The organism is Rhodococcus zopfii NBRC 100606 = JCM 9919 (genome assembly GCF_001895025.1).
GTDB lineage: Bacteria > Actinomycetota > Actinomycetes > Mycobacteriales > Mycobacteriaceae > Rhodococcus > Rhodococcus zopfii.
The window spans coordinates 84825-105554 of record NZ_BCXI01000011.1; the positions used below are offsets into that span (position 1 = coordinate 84825).

At 68.6% G+C, this 20730-nt stretch carries 22 protein-coding genes; 19 read left to right on the plus strand and 3 right to left on the minus strand.

Features of this window, described 5'->3' with window-relative positions; translation table 11 throughout:
• Positions 1-3 precede the first annotated feature (3 nt).
• From RZ1_RS08090 to RZ1_RS31755, 8 genes are all read left to right on the plus strand, one after another.
• Positions 4-2403 carry a Tex family protein gene (locus tag RZ1_RS08090; protein WP_072810808.1) on the plus strand — a complete coding sequence of 800 codons (2400 nt, stop codon included), beginning with the start codon at positions 4-6 and terminating at the stop codon, positions 2401-2403.
• An 88-nt stretch (positions 2404-2491) separates the two neighbouring features.
• Positions 2492-3397 (plus strand): hypothetical protein, encoded by a 906-nt coding sequence (locus RZ1_RS08095; RefSeq protein ID WP_072810810.1) that lies wholly within the window; start codon positions 2492-2494, stop codon positions 3395-3397.
• Between the two features lie 85 nt (positions 3398-3482).
• The gene (gene rplS, locus RZ1_RS08100) at positions 3483-3824 is read left to right on the plus strand and encodes a 50S ribosomal protein L19 (RefSeq protein ID WP_072810811.1); all 342 of its coding nucleotides are present in this window, start codon (positions 3483-3485) and stop codon (positions 3822-3824) included.
• 195 nt (positions 3825-4019) lie between these two features.
• Positions 4020-4763, plus strand: a complete 744-nt coding sequence (lepB, locus tag RZ1_RS08105) for a signal peptidase I (RefSeq protein ID WP_072811004.1) — start codon at positions 4020-4022, stop codon at positions 4761-4763.
• A 2-nt stretch (positions 4764-4765) separates the two neighbouring features.
• A complete protein-coding gene (locus RZ1_RS08110) occupies positions 4766-5464 on the plus strand; it encodes a ribonuclease HII (protein ID WP_072810813.1) in 699 nt (232 codons plus the stop codon).
• A 37-nt stretch (positions 5465-5501) separates the two neighbouring features.
• Positions 5502-5816 (plus strand): DUF2469 domain-containing protein, encoded by a 315-nt coding sequence (locus tag RZ1_RS08115; RefSeq protein ID WP_068160521.1) that lies wholly within the window; start codon positions 5502-5504, stop codon positions 5814-5816.
• A gap of 219 nt (positions 5817-6035) precedes the next feature.
• The gene (locus RZ1_RS31630) at positions 6036-6167 is read left to right on the plus strand and encodes a hypothetical protein (protein ID WP_280522816.1); all 132 of its coding nucleotides are present in this window, start codon (positions 6036-6038) and stop codon (positions 6165-6167) included.
• A gap of 60 nt (positions 6168-6227) precedes the next feature.
• The gene (locus RZ1_RS31755; protein WP_307718280.1) at positions 6228-7466 is read left to right on the plus strand and encodes a DUF222 domain-containing protein; all 1239 of its coding nucleotides are present in this window, start codon (positions 6228-6230) and stop codon (positions 7464-7466) included.
• Here the strand turns inward: RZ1_RS31755 and RZ1_RS08125 are convergent.
• Positions 7454-7660 (minus strand): nitroreductase/quinone reductase family protein, encoded by a 207-nt coding sequence (locus RZ1_RS08125; RefSeq protein WP_307718281.1) that lies wholly within the window; start codon positions 7658-7660, stop codon positions 7454-7456. The genes RZ1_RS31755 and RZ1_RS08125 overlap by 13 nt on opposite strands.
• A gap of 270 nt (positions 7661-7930) precedes the next feature.
• Between RZ1_RS08125 and RZ1_RS08130 the strand changes: the two genes are divergently transcribed.
• Genes RZ1_RS08130 through RZ1_RS08145 form a run of 4 tightly spaced genes read left to right on the plus strand, consistent with a single transcriptional unit; the run spans position 7931 to position 11767 of the window.
• Complete coding sequence (locus RZ1_RS08130; RefSeq protein WP_072810815.1) at positions 7931-8287, plus strand: YraN family protein; 357 nt, start codon at positions 7931-7933, stop codon at positions 8285-8287.
• Positions 8287-9795, plus strand: a complete 1509-nt coding sequence (locus tag RZ1_RS08135; protein WP_072810817.1) for a YifB family Mg chelatase-like AAA ATPase — start codon at positions 8287-8289, stop codon at positions 9793-9795. Before RZ1_RS08130 ends, RZ1_RS08135 begins: the two co-directional genes overlap by 1 nt.
• Entirely contained in the window at positions 9792-10943 is a 1152-nt protein-coding gene (dprA, locus tag RZ1_RS08140; protein ID WP_072810819.1) for a DNA-processing protein DprA, read from the plus strand. The genes RZ1_RS08135 and dprA overlap by 4 nt, the downstream gene beginning before the upstream one ends.
• 41 nt (positions 10944-10984) lie before the next feature.
• The gene (locus RZ1_RS08145) at positions 10985-11767 is read left to right on the plus strand and encodes a siderophore-interacting protein (protein ID WP_072810821.1); all 783 of its coding nucleotides are present in this window, start codon (positions 10985-10987) and stop codon (positions 11765-11767) included.
• Positions 11768-11771: 4 nt separating this feature from the next.
• On the opposite strand, the gene RZ1_RS08150 is transcribed toward RZ1_RS08145, so the two are convergent.
• Entirely contained in the window at positions 11772-12950 is a 1179-nt protein-coding gene (locus RZ1_RS08150; protein ID WP_072810823.1) for a multidrug effflux MFS transporter, read from the minus strand.
• Between the two features lie 119 nt (positions 12951-13069).
• On the opposite strand from RZ1_RS08150, the gene RZ1_RS08155 reads away from it, so the two are divergent.
• Entirely contained in the window at positions 13070-13993 is a 924-nt protein-coding gene (locus RZ1_RS08155) for a tyrosine recombinase XerC (protein ID WP_072810825.1), read from the plus strand.
• Between the two features lie 63 nt (positions 13994-14056).
• On the plus strand, positions 14057-15685 hold the full coding sequence (locus RZ1_RS08160; RefSeq protein WP_072810826.1) for a MinD/ParA family ATP-binding protein: 1629 nt from the start codon (positions 14057-14059) through the stop codon (positions 15683-15685).
• Positions 15686-15698: 13 nt separating this feature from the next.
• On the opposite strand, the gene RZ1_RS08165 is transcribed toward RZ1_RS08160, so the two are convergent.
• A complete protein-coding gene (locus RZ1_RS08165) occupies positions 15699-16196 on the minus strand; it encodes a M23 family metallopeptidase (RefSeq protein ID WP_072810828.1) in 498 nt (165 codons plus the stop codon).
• 316 nt (positions 16197-16512) lie between these two features.
• Here RZ1_RS08165 and rpsB point away from each other — a divergent pair, with 316 nt between their 5' ends.
• The 5 genes from rpsB to RZ1_RS08190 all read left to right on the plus strand — a co-directional run bounded on the left by rpsB (position 16513) and on the right by RZ1_RS08190 (position 20716).
• Positions 16513-17340, plus strand: a complete 828-nt coding sequence (gene rpsB / locus RZ1_RS08170) for a 30S ribosomal protein S2 (protein ID WP_072810830.1) — start codon at positions 16513-16515, stop codon at positions 17338-17340.
• A 129-nt stretch (positions 17341-17469) separates the two neighbouring features.
• Positions 17470-18294: a translation elongation factor Ts gene (gene tsf / locus RZ1_RS08175; RefSeq protein ID WP_072811005.1), complete on the plus strand. Its 825-nt coding sequence runs from the start codon at positions 17470-17472 to the stop codon at positions 18292-18294.
• 175 nt (positions 18295-18469) lie between these two features.
• A complete protein-coding gene (gene pyrH, locus RZ1_RS08180) occupies positions 18470-19198 on the plus strand; it encodes a UMP kinase (protein WP_072810831.1) in 729 nt (242 codons plus the stop codon).
• 28 nt (positions 19199-19226) lie between these two features.
• Positions 19227-19784 carry a ribosome recycling factor gene (gene frr, locus RZ1_RS08185; protein ID WP_072810833.1) on the plus strand — a complete coding sequence of 186 codons (558 nt, stop codon included), beginning with the start codon at positions 19227-19229 and terminating at the stop codon, positions 19782-19784.
• On the plus strand, positions 19781-20716 hold the full coding sequence (locus RZ1_RS08190) for a phosphatidate cytidylyltransferase (RefSeq protein WP_372481605.1): 936 nt from the start codon (positions 19781-19783) through the stop codon (positions 20714-20716). The genes frr and RZ1_RS08190 overlap by 4 nt, the downstream gene beginning before the upstream one ends.
• Positions 20717-20730: the final 14 nt, after the last annotated feature.

The window sequence follows — 20730 nt, forward strand, 5'->3', positions numbered from 1 at the left end:
GGCGTGACGACTGCTCTCAAGACCGTTAACCAGCGCCTCGCCGAGGAACTCGACGTCCGGGAGAATCAGGTGGCCGCAGCGGTCGACCTGCTCGACGGCGGAGCCACGGTGCCGTTCATCGCGCGGTACCGCAAGGAAGTGACCGGAGCCCTCGACGACGCCCAGCTCCGCCAGCTCGACGAGCGGCTGCGCTACCTGCGCGAACTCGACGAGCGACGCGACGCGATCCTCGAATCGATCGAGGGACAGGGCAAGCTCGACGACAACCTGCGTGGACAGATCATGCTCGCCGACACCAAGGCGCGGCTCGAGGACATCTACCTGCCGTTCAAGCCCAAGCGGCGCACCAAGGCACAGATCGCGCGGGAAGCCGGGCACGAACCGGTTGCCGACGCCCTGTTCGACGACCCCAACACCGATCCCGCCGGATACACCGCCGAGCAACTCGACGGTGCCCGGGCGATCCTCGTGGAACGGTTCGCCGAGGACGCCGACCTCGTCGGGGAACTGCGTGAGGCGATGTGGGCGCGCGGCCGGCTGGTCTCGGCCGTCCGGCCGGGCAAGGAGACCGACGGTGCCAAGTTCGCCGACTACTTCGAGTTCTCCGAGCCGTTCGCGGACCTGCCGTCGCACCGCATCCTCGCGGTGCTGCGCGGCGAGAAGGAGGAAGTGCTCGGTCTCACCCTCCAGCCGGACAGCGACGAACCACAGCCGGGGGAGCGTACCTACTTCGAGGGCCGCATCGCCGCGCGTTTCGGCATCGCCGACCAGGGCCGCCCCGCCGACAAGTGGCTGCTCGACACTGTGCGCTGGGCGTGGCGTACCAAACTGCTCGTCTCGCTCGCCCTCGACACCCGGATGCGGCTGCGGCAGTCCGCCGAGCAGGACGCCGTCGACGTGTTCGCCGCGAACCTGCGCGACCTGCTGCTGGCCGCACCAGCGGGCACTCGCCCGACGATGGGTCTGGACCCCGGTTTCCGGACCGGCACGAAGGTCGCGGTCGTCGACGCGACCGGCAAGGTCGTCGACCACACGACGATCTATCCGCACCAGCCGCACAACAAATGGGATCAGGCGCTCGCGACGATCGCTGGTCTCGTCGCGAAGCACGGTGTCGAACTCATCGCGATCGGCAACGGCACCGCGTCCCGCGAGACGGACGCCCTCGCCACCGAGCTGATCTCCAAATCCGGTGCGGCGAACCTGACGAAGATCGTCGTGTCGGAGGCCGGTGCTTCCGTGTACTCGGCATCTGCCTACGCCTCGCAGGAGCTGCCGGACCTGGATGTCTCGATCCGTGGCGCGGTGTCCATCGCCCGACGCCTGCAGGACCCGCTCGCCGAACTCGTGAAGATCGACCCGAAGTCCATCGGCGTCGGCCAGTACCAGCACGACGTGTCCGAGACCCTGCTGGCCCGTTCACTCGGAGCGGTCGTCGAGGACGCCGTGAACGCGGTCGGTGTGGACGTGAACACCGCGTCGGTGCCGCTGCTTGCGCGCGTATCGGGTATCGCCGGGTCGCTCGCCGAGAGCATCGTCGCGCACCGCGACAAGAACGGCCCGTTCCGCACCCGCGCGGCCCTCAAGGACGTGGCGCGGCTCGGCCCGAAGGCGTTCGAGCAGTGCGCGGGCTTCCTGAGAATCCCCAACGGCGACGATCCGCTCGACGGTTCCGCGGTGCACCCGGAGGCGTATCCGGTGGTGCGGCGCATCGTCGACCGCACCGGCAGCACCGTGCGGGAACTGATCGGCAACACCACCGCGTTGCGGGCGGTGCGACCCACCGAGTTCGTCGACGACCGGTTCGGTCTGCCGACCGTCACCGACATCATCGCCGAACTCGAGAAGCCGGGCCGCGACCCGCGACCGGAGTTCAAGACCGCGACGTTCGCGGCCGGCGTCGAGAAGGTCGCCGACCTGAAGCCGGGCATGGTGCTCGAGGGCGTGGTCACCAATGTCGCCGCGTTCGGTGCGTTCGTCGATGTGGGCGTTCACCAGGACGGACTCGTGCACGTATCGGCGATGTCGCGCAGCTTCGTCAAGGATCCGCACGATGTCGTCAAGTCCGGTGAGGTCGTCAAGGTCAAGGTGCTCGACGTGGACGTGCCCCGTCAGCGCATCAGCCTGACGCTGCGCCTGGACGACGAGATCGCCGCCGGGGGTGCCGACGACGGAGCCGCACCGTCCGCGCGCGGGGGAGCCCGGCCCGGTGGTCAGCAGCGCCGTAACCCGAGCCAGGGCGGTGCGAACCAGGGCGGTGCGAGGAATCCGGGCGGTGCGAACCAGGGCGGCGGCGGCCGGCAGGGCGGGGGACGGCAGGGGTCGCGGGACCGTCGCTCCGATCCTGCTTCCGCCTCGGGGTCGATGGCCGACGCGCTGCGCCGCGCCGGATTCGGGAAATAGCCGGACAGTCTGCGGGCCGGGTCCGTGTCGGGTCACCGGCGCGGCCCCGGCCTGACATGCTGGGGGACATGCGGTCGACGGTGGCGCCATGAGCGACTGGCTCCGGCACGAGATCATCGAGAAGGGCCGGCTGCCCCTGCTGTTCTTCCTGCTGGGATTCCTCGCCGCGTTCCTGTTCATCCGGTTCAGCGTGCGGCTCATCCGCGCCCAGGTGAGCTGGTGGCCGGGGAACGTCACGCCGGGTGGTCAGCACGTGCATCACGTGGTCTTCGGCGTGGTCACCATGGTGATCTCCGGGGGTGCGCTCATCGCCGTCTACGAGAACGGCGGTCAGATCACCGGCGCCGTGCTGGCGACGTTGTTCGGGATCGGCGCCGCCCTCACCCTCGATGAATTCGCACTGATCTTCTACCTCAACGACGTCTACTGGGAAGAGGAAGGCCGGGTCTCGGTCGACGCAGTCTTCGTCGCGCTGGCCGTCACCGGCTTGGTGCTGCTGGGCCTGCAGCCGCTCGAGCTGGCCGATATCACCGATTTCCACGAGAGCACCTCGTGGGGTGTTCGTGCGGGCATCATCGCCTCGTCGCTGATCAACCTGGGGCTGGCCGCGATCGTACTGCTCAAGGGCAAGATCTGGACGGGCCTGGTCGGCCTGTTCTTCCTGCCGCTGCTGCTCGTCGGCGCGATCCGCGTGTCACGTCCGGGAGCTCCGTGGGCGCGGTGGCGCTACCAGGGACGCCCGCGCAAGATGCGCCGCTCCCTTGCCCGCGAACGCCGCTACCGGAGACCGGTGATCCGGGCGAAGATCTTCGTGCAGGACCTCGTCGCCGGGCAGCCGACGCTCAGTACTGTGCGGGACAGTGTGGAGCATTCGAGGGTCGCCGCCGAAGCCGAACTCGATCGCACCGTCCATGCGGCGCCACCACCGATTTCATCGACCGGGGTTGCGTCTGGCACAATTGACGGGTTGCCCGGATCGGGCACGCCTACCTGACCTGGGTACGAACCAGTCGAGCCCCGCCTCTACGGCGGCCGCCGCTCGGTTCCTCTGCTCGAGCGAACAAGAGGATGAACAACCGATGAACACCCTGGACTTTCTGGACGCCAAGTCCCTGCGCGACGACATCCCGGAGTTCCGCGCCGGTGACACGCTGAACGTGCACGTCAAGGTTATCGAGGGCTCGAAGGAGCGCGTGCAGGTCTTCAAGGGCGTCGTGATCCGGCGTCAGGGCGGCGGCGTCCGCGAGACCTTCACCGTGCGCAAGGTGTCGTTCGGCGTCGGCGTCGAGCGGACCTTCCCGGTCCACAGCCCCAACCTCGCCAAGGTCGAGGTCGTCACCCGCGGTGACGTGCGTCGCGCGAAGCTGTACTACCTGCGCGACCTGCGCGGCAAGGCCGCCAAGATCAAGGAAAAGCGCTGAGCGCTCACGCCTGATCTCCACAGGTACACGCGAAGCCCGGTCCGGACTTTCCCGGACCGGGCTTCGTGCTGCCTGTGGTGTCCGTGCGGTCGAGCGGATCCCAGACGCTAATCTGATCCGGTGGCAGAAACACCGCAGGATCCGGCCGTGCCGGAGTCTCAGGACCGCCCCGCCCAGCGGGGATCCGGGCACCGACTGAACACCGGTTCCCACGAGCGGAAGGAATCGGGGGACACCAAGAAGCAGAAGTCGTTCTGGCGCGAACTGCCACTGCTCATCGTCGTCGCGCTCGTCCTGAGCTTCCTTCTCCAGACATTCATCGCACGGGTCTACCTGATCCCCTCGGAGTCGATGGAACCGACATTGCACGGATGTCCGGGCTGCACCGGCGACCGCATCGTCGTCGAGAAGATCAGTTACCGATTCCAGGACCCGCAGCCCGGTGACGTCATCGTCTTCAAGGGACCCGATTCCTGGTCCACCGGGTACGTGTCGACGCGATCGGACAACGTCGTCATCCGTGGGATCCAGGAGGTCGGTTCGCTGGTCGGCCTCGTCCCGCCGGACGAGAACGACCTCGTGAAGCGTGTCATCGCGGTCGGCGGGCAGACCGTCGAATGCTGCGACGATCAGGGCCGGGTCCTCGTCGACGGAAAGCCGCTCGACGAGCCGTACATCAAGATGGACTACCCGTTCACCCCGGGCGTGCTCACCTGCGAGACCGAGATGAAGTCCGGCCGGTGCTTCGGCCCGGTCACCGTGCCCGAGGGCCACGTGTGGGTGATGGGCGACAACCGCAGCAACTCGGCCGATTCGCGTTATCACGTCGGTGACGAGAACCAGGGCACCATCCCGTTGGACAATGTGATCGGAAAAGCCCGCATGATCGTGCTGCCGCCCGGTCGCTGGGGCATGATCGACTCGCCGGAGATCCAGTAACCGTGAACCGTTGGCCACCCCGACCCGTTGTCCGCCGATCCTCGGGCCTCTGGACGATGGAATCGACGCTGATCCGCTGCGGACTCGGACCCGTCGCCGGTGTCGACGAGGCCGGTCGTGGTGCGTGTGCCGGGCCGCTGGTCATCGCGGCGTGCGTCCTCGGGCCGAAACCGCATCCGTCCCTTGCGCGGCTCGACGACTCGAAGAAGTTGACCGAGAAAGCACGCGAGGAGTTGTACCCGATCATCCGGCGCCGCGCGGTCGCGTCCAGCGTCGTCGTGGTTCCCGCCGCGGAGGTCGACGCCATCGGAGTGCATGTCGCCAACATCGAGGGCATGCGCCGCGCGGTCGCCGGACTGGCTACTCCGCTCGGGTACGTTCTCACCGACGGTTTCCGGGTACCGGGCCTGCCGGCGGCGTCGCTGCCGGTGATCGGCGGGGATGCCGCTGCCGCCTGTATCGCGGCGGCGAGCGTGCTCGCGAAGGTCACCCGGGACCGGATGATGATCGAACTCGACGACGAACTGCCCGGCTACGGATTCGCCGTGCACAAGGGTTACAGCACCGCCTTCCACATGGCTGCGCTGCACGAGCTGGGGCCGAGCCGCGAGCACAGGCGGTCCTGGGCGAACGTCGAGTCGGTCGTCGCCGCATGGGAGAACGCACGACGATTCGATTCCGACGAGGCAGATGCGGGATGATGGCAGGACACACCAGAGCGGGAGGACACCGAGACCGATGAGTGCCGAGGATCTCGAGAAGTATGAAACCGAGATGGAACTCTCGCTTTACCGGGAGTACCGGGACATCGTCGGTCAGTTCGCGTACGTGGTGGAGACCGAGCGTCGCTTCTACCTGGCGAACGCTGTCGAGCTGATCCCGCAGAACGTGGGCGGTGAGGTCTACTTCGAGGTGCGCATGTCGGACGCGTGGGTGTGGGACATGTACCGGCCCGCACGTTTCGTCAAGCACGTCCGGGTCATCACCTTCAAGGACGTCAACATCGAGGAACTGGACAAGCCGGAGCTGCGGCTGCCCGACAAGCTGGGCTGAGCCCGGCGTGCTTGCCGGTCCGGGGCGTGGTCCGGCCGGGGTCGACGAATTCGAGTGGGTCGGTGTTGTAGTGATCCCGGGGCCGGCGAGGGTCTGACCCAGGTGCACCGAGCGATGATGCCCCAACCGGCGTGCATTGTCCCGCGCAAGCAACGCCAGATCTCTGGCGACTGTTCCGTCCGCTTCGCCTCATCGGCGTTTCTGTCGGTGGGCCCCGCTATGATTCGAACATGCTTTCGAACTGGGTGGGCGGGGACACGATCGAGGCGGCTGACCGCCCTCGACGGCCTGCTCGTCGACGGCCTGCTCGGCGACGACCTGTCCGGCCTGTCGAACGACGACATCGTCTAGGTCCTGCAACGACTGGAAGCCGCGTTGCGCACGGCCACGGCGGTCGGGCACCGCCTCATCGTGGAATCGCCCGAACGGATGGTCCCGGGTCGTCTCGGCTGCCGGTCGACGGGCGACTTCCTCATCGGCACCCCGCGGATCTCCGCCGCCGACGCCGCCCGGCGGGTCACGGGCGCGAAGAAGACCGGCACCTGGCATTCCCTCGACGGCGAGCAGGTCGACCCGCAACTCCCGGCGACCGCCGCCGCCCAACGCGCCGGGGCGATCGGACCCGATCACGTCGCCGCGGTCGCCCGCCCGATGCGCAAGGTTCCGTACGGGGCCGGGATCGGCGAGAGCACCGTCGCCGAGAAAATCCTGGCCGACGCCGCCTGCTCCGTCACCCCCGAGGAGGTCACCAAACTCGGCGCGCATCTGCTCGCCTACCTGAACCCGGACGGGGACATCCCCGACGAGAAGGAACGCCGACGCCGACGCGGCCTGCGGATCGGCAAACAAGGCACCGACCTCATCACCCCGATCTCCGGGCTCCTCGACCCCGAGACGCGGGCGCTGCTCGAACCGATCCTGGCGAAACCGGCCCGGCCGGGCATGAACAACCCCGACGACCCCGACTCCCCGCGCGGGGATGTCGAACCCGCAACCCTGGACCGGGACGCCCTCGCGAAGGCCACGGCCCGCGACACCCGCACCGCGGGGCAACGCAACCACGACTGGAAGGACGGCGGCGCCCCACCGACATCACCAACGAGGACCTCGCCTGCGACGCCTGCCACGCACTCGTGTACGAGGGACCCGGCGGCTGGCAAACGAGAGTCGCACCAACAGAGTCGGAGTATCCGGGCCGCACCGACTGGATCCCGCCCCCGCACATCGACTCGGACCGGACACCGCGGGTCAACCACCGGCACCGCCTCGGGGATCTGCTGGCCGCGGCGTTGGCGCACCACCGCGCCCGCCGCGACACCGAGCTGCGCGAACACCGGCGACGGTGGCTGCGGGACGAGGCCGGAGAAACCGGTGGTGGCGACGGTCCGTTGTAGCACGAGGAGAGTGGCGGTCGCGGGGCATTCCTCCGCGCCGATCGACTCGCCACGGGGCGTGACGTGGGCAACGTCGCTGTGCAGCAGACTATCCGGGATGCAGTTGTCGGCAGCCGCTGGTCCTGCGCATCGCCGTCACCTGGCGGTCCCGAATGTTCGGACGAACACCGAGTTCAGTTTCGGCAATGTCGCGAGGCGCTGTCCTACATCGTCTTCGGGTACGAGGTGCGCGGTGCCGGAATGCTACCTGCCGTGATAGCGGGCTCGTACCCTCGGGTCGGCGACGGGGTTGCGGACGTAATCGGGGCTGGTTCCGGGGTTCGACACAATCCAGAACTCGGAACCGATGATGTAGCCGCCGAACGGGGTTCGCCGGACCGCGCCACTGCGCCGCCCGATGGTCTCGAGCATCGTCCGGTTGGGGAGGCGAGCCGCGACCGGATTCGTCAGCTACTTGTGCATCCAGTCGTCACAACGTCGTCTGAAGTCCCGCATCGACCGGCGGAAACCGGCTCTCATCCGTCGATCGTAGGCCGTCCCCCAGGGGTTGCCTGGAGTGCATACACGACATGACCGACAGTTTCCGGTCGGCGGCCTTCCTCGAATGGGGTTGTCCACAGATGGGTGATCCATCCACAGATTCCGCCGAATCCGGCGTCTCGGCCTCTGCGGCGCCTCCTGCTTCCGCACAGTGGACAACACGCAGGGAGGAGAGTGCGGATGGGACGCAATCAGCAATTGGGGGCGCTCGGGGAAGACCTGGCCGCCGAGTTTCTCGAATCCATCGGAATGACGGTGCTCGAACGTAATTGGCGGTGCCGCTACGGCGAACTCGATCTGATCGCGCGGGACGGTGCGGTGCTCGTGTTCGTAGAGGTCAAGACGCGCACGGGTCTCGGCTACGGCAGTCCCGCCGAGGCGGTGACACAGGCAAAGGCCGACCGGATCCGTCGCCTCGCCGGGCTGTGGCTGGCCGGGCAGGAGACACGATGGCGTCGCATCCGCGTCGATGTCGTCACCGTCCTGGTCGGCGAGTCCAGTGCGCCGATGATCACACATCTGAAGCAGGTGCTGTGATGGCGCTGGGCAGAGCATTTTCGGTCGCCGTCACCGGTGTCGACGGTCAGGTCGTGGAGATCGAAGCCGATATCGGCCGGGGACTGCCCGGCGTGAAGATGGTTGGCCTGCCTGACACGGCACTGCAGGAATCCCGCGACCGGGTGCGGGCTGCGGTCACGAATTCCGGTGGGGAATGGCCGGATTCGAAGGTGGTGCTGGCGTTGTCGCCCGCGACATTGCCGAAGGTCGGCAGTGTGTACGACGTTGCTCTCGCGTGCAGCGTGCTCAATGCCGCGAAAGCGCTTCCGCTGGAGGCTTTGGCGAAGACGATTCTGGTTGGGGAACTCGCGCTCGACGGACGGATCCGCCCGGTCCGCGGGGTGCTTCCGGCGGTGCTCGCGGCGGCTCGTGCGGGATGGGCGCGCATCGTCGTGCCCACGGCGACGATGGCCGAGGCCGGCCTGGTCGACGGCATCGACGTGTTCGGCGCCGACTCCCTCGCCGAGGTCGTGCTGTGGCTGCGTGGAGACGGGCCGCTGCACCGGCCCGATGCGAGGCCGGTGCTGAAACGCCCGGTGCGGGCGGATCTGAGTGAGGTGGTCGGGCAACTCGAGGCGCGCCGCGCCATCGAGGTCGCCGCCGCCGGAGCACATCACCTGATGCTCACCGGACCGCCCGGAATCGGGAAAACAATGTTGGCTCAACGTCTTCCGGGAATCCTTCCGACTCTGTCCGAGGAGCACGCACTCGAGGTCACCGCGATCCACTCGGTCGCAGGCACGCTCAGCGCGGATAGGCCCCTGGTCCTGGATCCGCCGTTCATCGCTCCGCACCACACGGCATCGGTCAGTTCACTCATCGGTGGCGGCACCGGCATGGCGAAACCCGGTGCAGTGAGCCGCGCACACCGCGGTGTGCTGTTCCTCGACGAGGTCGCCGAAATGGGTACCAAGACTCTCGAAGCGCTCCGTACTCCGCTCGAGGACGGGGAAGTGCGGATCGCGCGTCGCGACGGAGTTGCCCGCTATCCGGCGAGGTTCCAGCTGATCCTCGCCGCCAATCCGTGTCCGTGCGCGCCTCCGCGTGACGTGGATTGCGTGTGCGCCCCGACCGCACGTCGCCGCTACCTCGGCAGGTTGTCAGGGCCCCTGCTCGATCGCGTCGATCTGCGGGTGCGGATGGAATCGGTCGCGACCAGCGCGTTGATGGGCGACACGGGGGAGAGCACCGAGGATGTCCGCGCTCGCGTCGCGCAGGCCCGCGCGGCCGCCGCGGACAGATGGTCGGGGTTCGGCTGGTCCACCAATGCGGAGGTTCCGGGACCGGCGCTCCGGCAGCGCTTCCGCTTGTCCCCGGCGGCGCTCAAGCCCGTGGAATGGGCGTTGCGGAAGGGTGCGATCACCGCGCGGGGAGCCGACAGGGCAATCAGGGTGGCCTGGACCGTCGGGGATCTGGCCGGGCTCGACAGGCCAGGGGAGACGGAGGTCGCGGCGGCGCTCGACTTCCGGGATCGAGGTGTCGCATGAGCGCGCCGGACTCGCGTCGCCTCGCGTGGGCGTACCTGTCGACGGTGGCGCAGGGAGCGTCGCGAAGGCTGGCGGACGCGGTTGCGCAGCACGGACCCGAAGCCATCGCCGAGGCGGTGCGTGACGGAACGCACGGAGCGGAGGTCTCCCGGCGTACCCGGGCGCGGTCGCACCTGGACACCGCCGCCGCGGATCTCGAGATGGTTGCCCGGTTGGGTGGACGGCTGGTCACGCCTGATGACGCGGAATGGCCTGCGTGGCATCTCTTGTCGTTCGATTCGCTCGCCGGTCGCGCCGATTCGGACGCCGGTCCGTTGGCGTTGTGGGTGCTGGGTAGCCGTCCGCTCGACGAATTGTTCGAGCGTGCGGTCGCGGTCGTCGGCACGCGCGCCGCGAGTGGTTACGGCGAATACGTCACCTCGGAGATCGCCGGTGATCTCGCGGTCGACGGCTGGACCGTGGTGTCGGGCGCGGCATTCGGGGTCGACGCCGCGGCGCACCGGGCGGCGCTCGGAGTCGGCGGCACCACCGTCGCGGTACTCGCGTGTGGTGTGGACCGGGCGTATCCGTCGGCGCACACGGTGATGCTGCGCAGGATTGCCGAGCAGGGGGCGGTGATCAGTGAGTATCCACCCGGCACCACGCCGGCCCGATACCGGTTCCTGGCGCGCAACCGGTTGGTCGCGGGGACGAGCAGCGCGGTCGTGGTCGTCGAGGCCGGTTGGCGCAGCGGTGCACGCAATACCGCGTCGTGGGCCCGGCGGCTCGGGCGTCCGGTGCTGGCGGTGCCGGGGCCGGTCACGTCGGCGGCGTCGCAGGGATGCCACCGGATGATCCGGGAAGGGGAGGCGACGCTCGTCGGGAACGCCCGCGAAGTGGTCGAGGCGGCCGGTGCGATCGGCGTCGCCGACGACGAGGACGCGTCGTGGCGCCGGGCACTGGACGGAATGTCCGGCGACATGGAGGTGGTGTACGAGGCGTTCCCCGCGGTCGGGGCGTGCTCTGTCACGGAGCTGTCCGAGTCGTGCGGCCTTGACGTCGACCGGGTGCGCGCGGCATTGCCGATGCTGGAGATGGCCGGATTGGTCTCGCGCGACGACGTGGGGTGGTCGCGCGGCAGTGGGCGGAACGAGGTGGCCGGCATGTAATGTCGGTCGAGTTAGGTAACCCTGATTAATGGAGGTGGCAGGTGGCCCGAAAGGCACCGAAATCGACGGAACTGACCGTGTTGCGGACCGAACGATTTTCCGACCACCTGACGCGCGTGTACTTCGGGGGTCCAGGATTCGCACAGTTCGAACCCAGCGTCTTCACCGATTCCTACGTCAAGATCGAACTCGAATCCGCGGGCGAGACCGTCGTGCGCACCTACACGGTGCGCTTCGTCGACTCCGAGCAACGCGAGATCGCGATCGACTTCGTCGTCCACGGGGATCAGGGCGTCGCCGGTCCCTGGGCCGTGTCGGCACGGCCGGGGGACACCGTCGTCGTGCGTGGACCGGGCGGCGCCTACCGACCCGACCCGGATGCCGACTGGCACCTGCTCGCCGGCGACGAGACCGCGATCCCCGCGATCGCGGCCACACTCGAATCCCTCGCGCCCGACGCGACCGGCCGGGTGTTCCTCGAGGTCGCCGGGGCCGACGACGAGATCGCGTTGACCGCACCGGCCGGTGTCGAGATCACCTGGCTGCACCGCGGAACCGATGCGGGATCCGTCGGCGCGGGCTGCTCGGGGGCGAATGCACCGCTGGTTGCCGCGGTGACCGGTGCGCCGTGGCTGCCCGGTGAGGTGCACGCCTTCGTGCACGGCGAGGCCGAGACCGTGATGCATCACCTGCGCCCGTACATCCGCAGGGAACGTGGCGTACCCGCGGCGCGCGCGTCGATCTCCGGCTATTGGAAGCGCGGCCGCACCGAGGAGACGTTCCGCGAGTGGAAGCGCGAACTGGCCGCGAACGAAGCCGGCTGAGGCGTCATTCTCCGACGGTGCGGTCGCGGGGCTCGCGTGTCAGCGTCAGCAACGAGGTGAGCGCGAGTCCCCCACACACCACGATCGTGAGGGCCATCGGCACGGCGGTGTCCTCGCCGCCCAACCCGACCAGCGGGGAGACGAGCGCGGCGAGCCCGAACTGGGATGCGCCCATGACGGCCGAGCCGGTGCCGGCGGCCGAAGTAACTTGGGACTGACCCAGTGCGGTCGCGTTGCCTATGACGAAACCGAGGCTCGAGACGCACGTCCACAGCAGCGGCAGGATCACCCACCGTTCGGTGCCCGCGACGATCGCCGCTGTCAGCAGCAGGATCCCGGATGTGCAGAGCAGGGTCACGCCGAACCGCAGGAGTGCGCGCACCTCGATGCGCCCGATCAGTCGCGTGTTGACGACGTTGGCGCCGACCAGTCCGATCGAGTTGGCCGCGAAGACCATCGAGAACTGGCCCGGTGACAGCCCCAGCAGATCCTGGGTGACGAACGCCGACGCCGAGAAGTAGGCGAACATCGCGCCGAAACCCAACGCGAACGTGGCGGCGTAGCCGACGAAGCGGCGATTGCGGACGACATAGCTGAAGTTCCGGGCGAGCGCGCTCAGCCCGCCGCTGTGGCGCTTCTCCGGGGGCAGCGATTCGGGAACGAAGGCGAGCACGCCGATGGTCATCACCACGGCCACGGCTGCCAGAACCCAGAAGATGCCGCGCCACCCGATCGGGCCGAGCAGGACGCCGCCGAGCAGTGGCGCGACGATCGGTGCGGCACCACCGATGATCATCATGATGCCGAACAGTTTCGCGGCCGAATTGCCCCGCGCGCGGTCGGCGATGACCGCACGCGCGAGCACTATACCGATGCCGCCACCGAAGCCCTGGACCAGTCGAGCCGCCACCAGCACCTCGATCGTCGGCGCCGTCGCGCACAGGACACTGCTCAGTGCGAGTACAACGGTGCCGGACAGCAGCAGGCGCCGGCGTCCCCAGCTGTCGGACAACGGTCCGACGATCAACTGTCCTGCGCCGAGCCCGGCCATGAACGTCGTGAGTGTGAGCTGCACTCCGACGGTCGTGGTACCCAGGCTCTCCGACATGATCGGCAGGCCGGGCAGATACATATCCGTGGCCAGCGGCGCCGTCGCCGACAACAGCGCCAGCGCGAACAGCATCGGCAGTGGAATTGTTTTACTCACGAACTAACTCTAGTGGTCGGTCATCCACGCGCCGCGGTCCCCGTTCCACGGCGCGGGAACTTGCGTGCGCCCGCTCCGCCGAGCACCGTGGCATCATGACCGAGCTCCCGGCCCCGCTCGCGGTGCACCTCGAGGAATTCGCCGAACATCTCGAATTGCAGGGTGGTCGCTCCGCGAACACGGTCCGCGCCTACACCACGGATATCCGCTCCCTGCTCGAACACCTCGAATCGATGCACCCCGGTGCCCGGATCGCCGATCTGACCCTCGACGTGCTGCGGGCGTGGCTTGCCGCACAAGTCACCGCCGGCGCCGCCCGCACGACCCTGGCCCGCCGCACCTCGACCGCCCGGACGTTCACCGCGTGGCTCGTGCGGACTTCTCGCCTCGATCACGACCCAGCGGCGCGGCTCGTCGCGCCGCGCGCACATCGCGTCCTGCCCGCGGTGCTGCGGACCGATCAGGCGCGCGAACTCATGGAGGCCGCGGAATCCGGTGCCGCCGAACAAGACCCCGTGGCGATCCGCGACCGGCTGATAGTCGAGCTGTTGTACGCGACGGGAATTCGGGTCGGGGAACTGTGCGGACTCGACATCGACGACGTCGACGCGGACCGCCGTGTGCTTCGGGTGCTCGGCAAGGGCAACAAGGAAAGAGTTGTGCCCTACGGTGTTCCGGCCGCAGCGGCGATCGAGGAATGGCTGCTTCGCGGACGGCCCGCACTCGTGCGCCCGACCTCCGGCCCGGCGCTCCTGGTGGGCAAACGTGGCGGCCGGATCGACCAGCGCCAGGTGCGCACCGTGGTGCACGACGCCGTCACCGCGGTACCCGGGGCCCCGGATCTGGCGCCGCACGGGCTCCGACACAGTGCGGCGACCCACCTGCTCGAAGGTGGTGCCGACCTGCGTGTCGTCCAGGAAGTCCTCGGCCATGCGAGTCTGGCAACGACCCAGCTCTACACGCACGTCTCGGTCGCGCGGCTACGTGCCGCCCACGAGCAGGCGCACCCGCGTGCCTGATCCGCCCTGACGGCATCGGACGGATTTGGTAGCGTCCCCGCGTATTCGATCCGGGGGGAATCTGTGAAAAGCGACGAGTCGACGCATGCTCTTCCGGCCTGGCTTCAGGAGGAGCCGTCGCCGGAACCGGAAGCCACACCTGCCCGACGCGGCTTCCGCCGCTCGGGCCGGTCCGCGGGGCCGGCCGGCGCGCAGCCTGTTCCGCCCCAGCCTGTTCGGCCCGCCGATGCGGTGCCGCAGACGGCGGATGCGGCACCGAGTACCGAAGCACCGCCGGTCGTTCCGTCGACCCCGATCGCGTCCGTTCCGTTCGGGGCGCCGCCGGTGATGCCTCTTGCCGCGGCTGCTCCGACTGTCGGCGGTCCGGAGGAACCGGCTCCGAGTCCGGCAGATCGCGGTGGCTCTCCCGGCCCGGGCGAGGCGGTGCCTGTCGTGGAGTCGGGACCGCCCGTGCCCGCACCGGCTGAGCCGGTGTCGTGTCCGGTCCCGGATCCGGACCGGGCACCCGAGCCGAGTCCGAAGGGGGCGCGGGACGTTCCACCGGCGGCGCCGCCGATCGATCGGTCGCCGCAACCTTCGCGCCCACCTGTGGAGCCTCGGATGACGGTTCCGGTGGAACCGCGGGTGACGCCGCAGCCGGCCGGGCGCCGGCCACCGCAGGTCGAGCAGCAGGCACCGCAGGTCGAGCAGCAGCCGCCGTCGGCCGGGCAACCGCCGCAGCCGCTTGCGCCGGGGTTCGATCATCAGCCGTCGAGCCTCGACCTCGAATCGGGGGTGCTCGTCAAACGTTCTCGTCGGTCGCCGTCCAGCGGGTGGCGGCGCAGCGTGCACCGGCTGACCGGTGGCATCCTCAGCCCGGGTGAATCCGCCGGCGAATCCCACGAGCAGGACCTGGTCGATCGGATCCGCCAGCCGATCGGGGGCGACTACCGCATCGCGGTGCTGTCGCTCAAGGGCGGCGTCGGCAAGACCACGACGACCGTCGGGCTCGGGTCGACGTTCGCGTCGCTGCGCGGGGACTGCGTGATCGCCGTCGATGCCAACCCCGACTTCGGGACGCTGGCGCAGCGGTTGCCGCAGCAGACGCGCTCGACGGTTCGGGATCTGCTCGCCGCCGCGCCGAACATCGAACGCTATTCGGACGTGCGTGCCCACACGTCGCAGGCGTCGAGCCGTCTCGAGGTGTTGGCCAGCGAACGCGATCCCGCGGTGTCGGAGGCGTTCAGCGAGTCCGACTATCGGCAGGTCATCGAGGTCTTGCAGGTCTACTACAACATCATCCTCACCGACTGCGGGACGGGCATCATGCATTCGGCGATGCGCGGGGTGCTCGACCTGGCGAACGCCCTGGTGCTGGTCAGCTCGCCCGCGATCGACGGTGCCCGCAGTGCCGCCGCGACCTTGGACTGGCTCCAGCACCACGGTTTCGAGGACCTCGTCGCCCGCACCGTCGTCGTGGTCAGCGCGGCGCGCCCGGGAGCGTCGAACATCGACATGGAGGCGCTCACCGCGCATTTCCTCGCGCGATGCCGCGCGGTGCAGGTGGTGCCGTTCGACGAGCACCTCGCCGAGGGCGCCGAACTCGATCTCGAGTTGATGCGTCCGGCGACGCGACGGGCGTTCGCGGAACTCGCGGCGATGGTCGCCGACGACTTTCCGCCCGCGTCCGGTCGTCATGCCGTGGGGTGGTGAGCGGATCCCGGCCCTACACCGGTTCGAGCCGGATGACGGTGGGCCGGACCAGCGGTAGCGGATCGAGGTAGTCGTCGCGGTCGCGGCGCAGCCCCCAGTGCAGGCATGCCGCGACCCGACAACCTTCGTGCCCGGGCTCGAGGGTGCCGATCGGGTCTCCGCGTGCGATCCGCCGACCCGGCACCACGCTCGCGGTCACCGGTTCGTAGGTGGTGCGCAGACCGCCCTCGTGAGCGACCGACACCACCGGTTTGCCGCCGACGACCCCGGCGAACATCACCGTGCCGTCCGCGGCGGACCGCACCACCTGCCCGATGGATCCCGCCAGATCGACGCCGCGGTGTCCCGGCAGCCAGTCGTGTTCGGGCGGGTCGAACGGGCGGGTCACCGTCGGCCGCGGGTGCAGCGGCCAGTCGTAGTCGGCCGGTTCGCCGTGCGCGGCCGGGGCGCATGCCGGCGCCGCTGTGAACGCGACGACGAACGAGACGGCGACCGCCGGGACGATTCTCATTCGTCGAGCGTGGCCCGGTGGCGGTGGCCGGGACAGCCCGCTTCCCGTGATTGTGGACAACGTGTGCCCGGTCCACAGAGTCACCGCGCGGGAGTCGCTCACCGGCGGGTTTACGGTGCGGGCGGTGAAGGCCGTACACTTGTCGGGCGGTCTGCGTTCGCGGATCGACTTCGCGCGTCCGCGCGCCGATCGTGCTGCGAGTTTCGGGCACGTCGGAAGATGGCCATCGGCTGGTCCCGTAAGGGTTCGGTGGGCATGCGGGCGCCAGGGCGGGCATCGTGCCCGCAGCAACCGAAACGAAAGAAGAGAAACACCCATGCCTGTAGTGACAATGCGGCAGCTGCTCGACAGCGGCGCCCACTTCGGCCACCAGACCCGTCGCTGGAACCCGAAGATGAAGCGGTTCATCTTCACCGACCGCAACGGCATCTACATCATCGATCTGCAGCAGACGCTGACCTACATCGACAAGGCCTACGAGTTCGTCAAGGAGACCGTCGCCCACGGCGGCACGGTCCTGTTCGTCGGCACCAAGAAGCAGGCCCAGGAGTCCATCGCGGAAGAGGCGACCCGAGTCGGGATGCCCTACGTGAACCAGCGCTGGCTCGGCGGCATGCTCACCAACTTCTCGACCGTCCACAAGCGCCTGCAGCGCCTGAAGGAGCTGGAGTCGATGGAGCAGACCGGTGGCTTCGAGGGTCGCACCAAGAAGGAAATCCTCATGCTCACGCGTGAGAAGACCAAGCTGGAGCGCACGCTCGGCGGTATCCGGGACATGGCCAAGGTTCCGTCGGCCATCTGGGTCGTCGACACCAACAAGGAGCACATCGCCGTCGGTGAGGCTCGCAAGCTGAACATCCCGGTCATTGCGATCCTGGACACCAACTGCGACCCGGACCTCGTCGACTACCCGATCCCGGGCAACGACGATGCGATCCGTTCCGCGGCGCTGCTGACCAAGGTTGTCGCGTCCGCCGTCGCCGAGGGCGTGCAGGCCCGTGCCGGCCAGAGCGCCGACAAGGACGCCAAGCCCGAGGCCGGCGCCGGTGAGCCGCTCGCCGAGTGGGAGCAGGAGCTGCTCGCGCAGGCGACCCCGGCCGCCGAGACCGAGGCCCCCGCTGCGGACGCAGCCCCCGAGGCCTGATCCGTTGCACGGCCCCGACCGCTCGATCGCGAGATCATGGTCGGGGCCGTTGCACTGCGGGCGGTCCCGCGCCGGTGCCGCTCGCACCCGATGAACTTTTCCTTCACAGACACAGGAGGCTCGCTCACCATGGCGAACTACACCGCCGCCGACGTCAAGCGTCTCCGTGAGCTCACCGGCTCCGGAATGCTGGACTGCAAGAACGCGCTCGCCGACAACGACGGCGACTTCGACAAGGCTGTCGAGCAGCTGCGCATCAAGGGCGCCAAGGACGTGGGCAAGCGCGCCGAGCGCTCCACGGCCGAGGGCCTGGTCGTCGCCAAGGACGGCGTTCTGATCGAGCTCAACTCGGAGACCGACTTCGTCGCGAAGAACGACGAGTTCCAGGCTCTCGCGGACAAGATCGTCACCGCGGCTGCTGCGGCCCGCCCGGCCGACCTCGAGGCCCTCAAGGCCGTCGACGTCGACGGCAAGACCGTCGGCACCCTGGTCGAGGAGCTTTCGGCCAAGATCGGCGAGAAGCTCGAGCTGCGCCGCGTCGCCGTTGTCGACGGCCCGGTCGCTGTCTACCTGCACAAGCGCGCCACCGACCTGCCGCCGGCCGTCGGCGTGCTCGTCGCCTACTCCGGTGAGGGCGACGCTGCCGCAGAGGCCGCTCGTGCCGCCGCTATGCAGGTCGCGGCCCTCAAGGCCAAGTACACGACCCGCGACGAGGTTCCCGAGGACATCGTCGCCAACGAGCGTCGTATCGCCGAGGAGACCGCCAAGGCCGAGGGCAAGCCGGAGGCTGCTCTGCCGAAGATCGTCGAAGGCCGCGTCAACGGCTTCTTCAAGGACGTTGTGCTGCTCGAGCAGTCGTCCGTGACGGACTCGAAGAAGACCGTCAAGGCGATCCTCGACGAGGCCGGCGCCACGGTGTCCAGCTTCGTTCGCTTCGAGGTCGGCGCCAGCTAGATCCACCTGTTCCTCGACCCCGCCGGCCCGTGCCGCGCGGGGTCGAGGCACGTCACGGCCCGTCTTTGGCCGGTCGTGACCCTCGCGCCCCGGTCTCGGCCCCACGGCGGTGATGAGGCAGGATGATAGGGCCGATCCTCCGCGATCCGCGATCCGTCCCAACCAGAGGAGAGTCATGTCCGACCACGCCCACGACCGGCCCGGTTTCCACCGGGTGCTCCTCAAGCTCGGTGGCGAAATGTTCGGCGGCGGGAAGGTCGGACTCGATCCCGACGTCGTGACGACGGTCGCGCAGCAGATCGCAGAGGTTGTCCGCAGCGGCGTCGAGGTCGCGGTCGTGATCGGTGGCGGGAACTTCTTCCGCGGCGCGGAACTGCAGCAGCGCGGCCTCGAACGTGCCCGCTCCGACTACATGGGCATGCTCGGCACGGTCATGAATTCCCTTGCACTGCAGGACTTCCTGGAGAAGGAAGGCATCGACACCCGAGTGCAGACGGCAATCACCATGGGACAGGTGGCCGAGCCGTACCTGCCGCTGCGCGCCCGCCGCCACCTCGAGAAGGGCCGGGTCGTGATCTTCGGCGCCGGCATGGGTATGCCGTACTTCTCCACCGACACCACCGCCGCACAGCGCGCCCTCGAGATCGGCGCCGAGGTCGTGCTCATGGCCAAGGCCGTCGACGGTGTCTACTCCGCCGACCCGCGGGTCGACGCCGACGCGACGATGTTCACCGAGATCACCCATCGCGAGGTCATCGAGAAGGACCTCAAGGTCGCCGACGCGACCGCCTTCAGCCTGTGCATGGACAACGACATGCCGATCATGGTCTTCAACCTGCTGACGAAGGGCAATATCGCCCGAGCGGTCGCCGGTGAGAAGATCGGAACACTCGTACGGTCATGATTGGACAACGGAACATGGAGGAACTGCCGTGATCGATGAAGCCCTCTTCGAGGCCGAGGAGAAGATGGAGAAGGCCGTCACGGTGGCCAAGGACGACCTCGGTGGCATCCGTACCGGTCGGGCCAACCCCGGCATGTTCAATCGTATCGTCGTCGACTACTACGGTTCGCCGACGCCGGTCACCCAGATCGCCAGCATCAACGTGCCCGAGGCGCGCATGGTGATCGTCAAGCCCTACGAGGCATCGCAGCTGGGCGCGATCGAGACCGCGATCCGCAACTCGGATCTCGGCGTCAACCCCACCAACGACGGCAACATCATCCGCATCTCCGTTCCGCAGCTCACGGAGGAGCGCCGTCGCGAACTGGTCAAGCAGGCCAAGGCGAAGGGCGAGGACGCGAAGGTCGCGGTGCGTAACGTCCGCCGCAAGGCGATGGACGAGCTGAACCGCATCCAGAAGGACGGCGAGGCCGGTGAGGACGAGGTGAACCGCGCGGAGAAGGATCTCGACAAGACCACCGCAAAGTACGTGGCGCAGATCGACGATTTGGTCAAGCACAAGGAAGCCGAGTTGATGGAGGTCTGACAGTGGGTCGAGCCGACGGGCCCTCCGGCCCGCAGCTTCCACTCGATTCCGGTGACACCACCGGAGTCACACCCGCTGCTCCGGCCGCGGAACACTCACCTGCACCGGAGAAGCCCTCCAAGGCCGGCCGGAACCTCCCGGCCGCGATCGGTGTCGGCGCCGCACTCGGTGCGCTCGTCATCGGCATCCTGCTGTTCGCGCCGACCGCCTGGCTCGCGGTCGTCGCGTGCGCGATCGCGATCGCCACGTGGGAGGTCACCAAGCGACTGTGCGAGGCCGACGTCCGCGTGCCGCGGATCCCGCTGCTGGTCGGCGGGCAAGCGATGATCTGGCTCGGCTGGCCGTACGACACCACCGGGGTGCTGGCCGCGTTCGCCGGCACCGTCGTCGTCTCCATGCTCTGGCGGCTGTTCGAGCGGGGCCTCCACGCGCAGCCGCACAATTTTCTCCGCGACACCGCGGTCACCGTCTTCACGGCCGCGTGGCTGCCGCTGCTCGCGTCCTTCGCGACGCTGATGGTCCTCGAGGATCAGGGTGCGCAACGCGTGTTCTGTCTCATGCTCGTGTCCGTGTCGTCCGATATCGGTGGCTACGCTGCCGGGGTCCTGTTCGGCAAGCATCCGATGGCCCCGGCGATCAGCCCGAAGAAGTCCTGGGAAGGCTTCGCCGGCTCGCTGATCGCGTGCGTCGTCGCGGGTGTGCTCACCGTGACGTTGATGCTCGATGCAGCGTGGTGGATCGGGGTCCTGCTCGGTTTGCTTCTGGTGCTGTCCGCCACCGCCGGTGACCTCATCGAATCGCAGGTCAAACGCGACCTCGGCATCAAGGACATGGGAACCCTGCTGCCCGGCCACGGCGGAATCATGGACCGGCTGGACTCGATCCTGCCGTCCGCGTTCGTGACGTGGCTGGTCCTCGCGGCGTTCGTGTAGGCGCCGTGCAACGC